The 4,389-nt window shown below is 35.7% G+C and carries 3 protein-coding genes; all 3 read left to right on the plus strand.

Going from position 1 to position 4,389, the window contains the following annotated elements; all coding sequences use genetic code 11:
- Nucleotides 1-1,412 precede the first annotated feature (1,412 nt).
- From B147_RS0106240 to B147_RS0106250, 3 genes are read left to right on the plus strand one after another with little or no spacing between them, the layout of a single operon-like run.
- Nucleotides 1,413-3,119: an AAA family ATPase gene (locus B147_RS0106240; protein ID WP_157237801.1), complete on the plus strand. Its 1,707-nt coding sequence runs from the start codon at nucleotides 1,413-1,415 to the stop codon at nucleotides 3,117-3,119.
- A gap of 5 nt (nucleotides 3,120-3,124) precedes the next feature.
- Complete coding sequence (locus B147_RS0106245) at nucleotides 3,125-3,640, plus strand: hypothetical protein (protein WP_020586371.1); 516 nt, start codon at nucleotides 3,125-3,127, stop codon at nucleotides 3,638-3,640.
- Complete coding sequence (locus tag B147_RS0106250; protein WP_020586372.1) at nucleotides 3,627-3,857, plus strand: hypothetical protein; 231 nt, start codon at nucleotides 3,627-3,629, stop codon at nucleotides 3,855-3,857. The genes B147_RS0106245 and B147_RS0106250 overlap by 14 nt, the downstream gene beginning before the upstream one ends.
- Nucleotides 3,858-4,389: the final 532 nt, after the last annotated feature.

The following is a 4,389-nucleotide window of genomic DNA, read 5'->3' on the forward strand; positions in this document are numbered from 1 at the left end:
CTTGCGTGTACGCCAATGACGCATGGGTTTGTCTCCTTGAGAAATATTGCCATTTTCGATTCTACGTCCTGAACGATCTGATATTCCGGCCTTTGCGGCTGCTGTGATTTGAATAGTCCCTTTGCTTCTTGCTGACATGTATATCCTTATCTGTTGTTCGGTTATTGATTTCCCCGACACGGGATTGCACCTCCAATTAAGTGAATTTTAGTGTCTGGGGTTTTATCACGACAAACCGGTCAAGGTAATTGTCGTCAACCGGACAAGATAATTGTCGCAGAATAATAATTATTATTTACGTTAAACTAACGTAAAATTCAAGTGTAATAAATTTTAAGAACTGAAAAGTCTTATAAATAAGGAAGCCCGATCAATTGAAAAGATTATTTTTGGGGTTTATTAAAGAGGGGTTGAGAGTTCCACAAACAGGTCCGATGTACTGAAACCCAAACCAAAAAGAACTTCCAACGGCCCCGGGTCCTGGCGGACAGCCAATGCAACGGTTACCTAAACGCTGTCAAAAAAAAGTTTATAAAGAGGGGTAGATGGCATAACGGAAGGAAACGAAACGGGAAACGCTCATGGTATATGGAAAATTCCCGGTTCGGCGCATAAACATATTTCTTCCCTGGAAGTATGCCGGGCGATTTTGAACCGTCAACAGGAAAACAACTGTTGTAGTTTATACCCGGGTCCTTAAGCGTTACCATACGCGGGGAAAGGATTCCGGCTCAAGCATGCTGACGGTGCACGCGGCAACACTTTACGCCCCACGACATTCCCAACGCCCTCGCGGCCAAGGCCTTTGTGGCGAAGCGGCTTCGACCACAAAAATACATTTAATGTTCTATAAAATTGATTCACGGCTTTTCAAGATTGACACAATATATTGAGGTTGAAAGGTTTTCGAAAAAAACCGGATTTATAGACATAGGGCTCAGTTCAAAAGACATTAACGTGCATTGAGTATCATACCTATATTTCTCATGCCATGCCTGTCAATAATCAAGTAAGATATCCCCTGAATTCAATAGGTTGACGCCATCGTTGAGGCCTTTAAAAACATTTGACTGCGAATTAAGCATTGTCAAAAAGCGGGGTGATTGAGCATCATCTCATCCGGCCCTACTCCCAAAGCAGGGGGTAAAGGTTTGAGAAGGTCGAAAAGGAAGTGATTGTTGAAGGTCTGTTTTTATAAGATCACCGTTTTTGACTCTCTTTCAATTCAACATTCTACACAGTAAAAATTTTATGCTTGCCTTTTTTTAAAAAGCCAAGGTATGGTAGATCTAATTTTGTGATCATGTATTGTTAGCCTTTTTATGGGTGATTTTTATGCGAATTTGATTTTAGATAATTCCATAGTTCACATGTCTATGCTTGGAAAAATATTTCTTTACCTTGAGGGCACTATGATAAACCAAATTTCCTTTCGCAATTATAAAGCGTTCAATGAAGGCGTTTTGAATATAAAGCCGATTACAGTGTTTCTCGGGGCTAATAGTGTTGGGAAAAGTAGCATCATCCAACTTCTTCTAATGCTTCAGCAGACAGCGCTTTCGGATAAATACAAATCTGCTCTTAGACTTCATGGAGAATTTGTTAGTTTAGGAGAGAATGAAAATATATTCAAAAGGAAGAATACAAACGAGGATTTGGAAATCTCATTCAACTTTAAAGATACGGCTTTGTTAGAGTTTCTAACTAAAAAGTTGCACTCAAGCCTAATTGAGTCACCAACACTTAGGCCCGTATTATACCACCTCATTACTACTCTAAACAGTGAAAAGTTGGAAAAAAATTCTCAAAAATATAATGAGTTACGAGAATTCACAAAAACTCCAAATAATAAAGCCGAATTTATAGCGTACTTTGAAAAATTTATGTCTTTTTCGAAGAACATCGCTAATGAAAAATCGTTTGATACAAATTTTATAAAATATTTCCCGTTCTCTTCATCAATAAAAAGTACAAATGAAAATCAAATTAATGAAGTCTACCTATCAAATTTATGGGATTTAAGCAAAAATCTTCAGGATCTGTCTAACAAGAATTTTGATGTATCTTTTAAGATTAAAAATATTGTTACTAAAAAGAAAAATGCATTAAAAATTTCTTCCATCAATTTAAGTAACAATGGTAACTGTATCTTTAGTCTTGATTTTAAGATCAATAAAGCACGCGATATGTATTCGGAAATATCAATAAAAAGTGATTTTTTTTCATGTGAAAGCTTGTTGCCAGGATATGATATAAAAGAGCTATTAAATAACCTTCAATATGATGCGACATTATTTTGCCTTTTTGATTATAATAGTCGGGAGTGCAAATACTGGAATGACTCAAAATCAGGACAAGAAAATTTTTCAATAGCTTCTATTATATCCAAAACTTTTGCCTTGGCGCTTTCAACTTTAAGAGAGAATTTCAGTAAGGAATCAATCAACTATGTTAGTCCCTTGAGAGCCCATCCTAAAAGATATTATTTTTTAGATCGTGCTAAAATAAATACTGTTTTGGATACGTTAGATGGAAATTCTTTAACCGAGATATTAAAAGAGAATGAAAAGGTTAAGTCCAAGGTAAATGATTGGTTGATTCGTTTCGATGTCTCCATAAATGTATCAACCTTAGAAGATGTTATCCACAAACTGAAAGTCTCCCAAAATAAATTGGAATTAGACATTACAGACGTTGGCTTCGGTATATCACAAGTTTTACCTGTAATCGTTCAGGGTTTTTTATCCTTTCCAGAATCTCTAACTATTATTGAGCAACCTGAGATTCATTTACACCCTAAAATGCAAGCAGACTTGTCTGATTTATTTATTGATATAGTTTTACACGACAAAAAAACACCGTCAAAGTTTTTGATAATCGAAACCCACAGCGAATACCTTCTAAAAAGATTGCGTAGAAGAATGGCAGATGGAACTATTTCTCGAAAAATCGTTGGCATATATTTTTTCTGCCCTGGTAATGACGATGAATCAGATTTTACACATAAAATAGAAGAGAAAACTATCCATGAAGGAGGTGCGTTTGAATGGCCTAAAAATTTCTATTCAGGTGAATTGTTAAAGGATACAATAGAATTTATTAAAAATCAGGAATACTAGTTTGTATGGCGACTTATATCGTGAGTTCTTGTTTTCTAAAAAATGCTGAACTTAGACCTTATATTAGTGATGTTTTATTCAGATTTCCTCAACAAGATAATAGTCTAAAAGTTGGCATTGATAAAAATAAGATAATAATTGACTTATACGCTGAAATTGCGGAAGAAAAGCATCACGTAAGCACTTGGTTAGATCTCATGAGTTTTAACCCTACCTCCTTTGAAAAAATAACGGAGATAGAGGAGGGTATTACAGAAGAAACCGAAGTTTTCTTATTCGTCTGTAGTGCCCTTGTCAATAACAAAAAAATGATAGTTGATACGATCCAAAATTTTGGAGCCTACAATGTAACAGAAGAAAATCAAATTGAGTATAGAAATAACAAAATAAAAATTATAGAGAAAGATGATGCTGTTATAGAATTGAGGCCACAAAACCAGCAGATTAATATTGCATCTGGCGGCAGTAGTATCGCAACTGGTGGCAGTAGTATAATGGAGAATGGCATTGGCTACGGATAAAGATTCAAATATCGCAATTGGTGGCAGTAATATCGCAACTGGTGGCAGTAAAATTGCCACCGGTGGTAGCGGTATTTTTTTGAAGAAAGAGAAAAAAAAATCTTTCATAAAAGGTTTTCTAAGCGGAGTTTTAGCATCTCTAACCGCGAGTGGTTTAATTTATCTTATAAAAGTTTATAGCCCCCTATTAGTGAATATGATTAAAGGTTCCAAATAAAACCTGTAAAAATATATAGTTAGATGTGATATTCCGTTGATAATATCTAAAATATTTTAAATAAAGAGTTATTTTGAAGATGTCTGGCCAATATTCTTATCATACCATAGAATAGAAAAAGTGTTTAGGGGGATTAGGTTAGGGAACTAATTTACAGCCTCTTTTTTTCTTTTAAAATCTGCATTAATGTGCAGTTCAAAATGATTATATATTTCATGCAATCTTTGAGAGAAAGGAGTCATACCAAGGCGTTTACTTATGGTATTTATGTAGCGAGTTTTTTTTGTTGTGTGTTCTACCCCGCCCGATCCAGCTGGACCCTGCCAGACCCCGCCATATTTTGAAAAAATACTACCCCGCCATGTCGTCCATCCGATCATAGACCTAAGGAGGTATCAGGTCTATGAAAAAGCAAATTCGCCAGCGCAGGTGTAAAAACTGCCAAAATTTATTCATGCCCGATTCCCGCCATTTGAAGCGGCAAAGATTCTGTGACAAGCCCGAATGCAAAATTGCCAGCAAAAAACACAGC

Origin of the sequence: Desulfobacter curvatus DSM 3379, from assembly GCF_000373985.1 — a bacterium.
GTDB lineage: Bacteria > Desulfobacterota > Desulfobacteria > Desulfobacterales > Desulfobacteraceae > Desulfobacter > Desulfobacter curvatus.

Excerpts from the sequence above, each read along its gene's own strand:
- B147_RS0106240 (WP_157237801.1), top strand. The coding sequence starts at position 1,413 with ATGATAAACCAAATTTCCTTTCGCAATTATAAAGCGTTCAATGAAGGC.
- B147_RS0106245 (WP_020586371.1), top strand. The coding sequence starts at position 3,125 with ATGGCGACTTATATCGTGAGTTCTTGTTTTCTAAAAAATGCTGAACTT.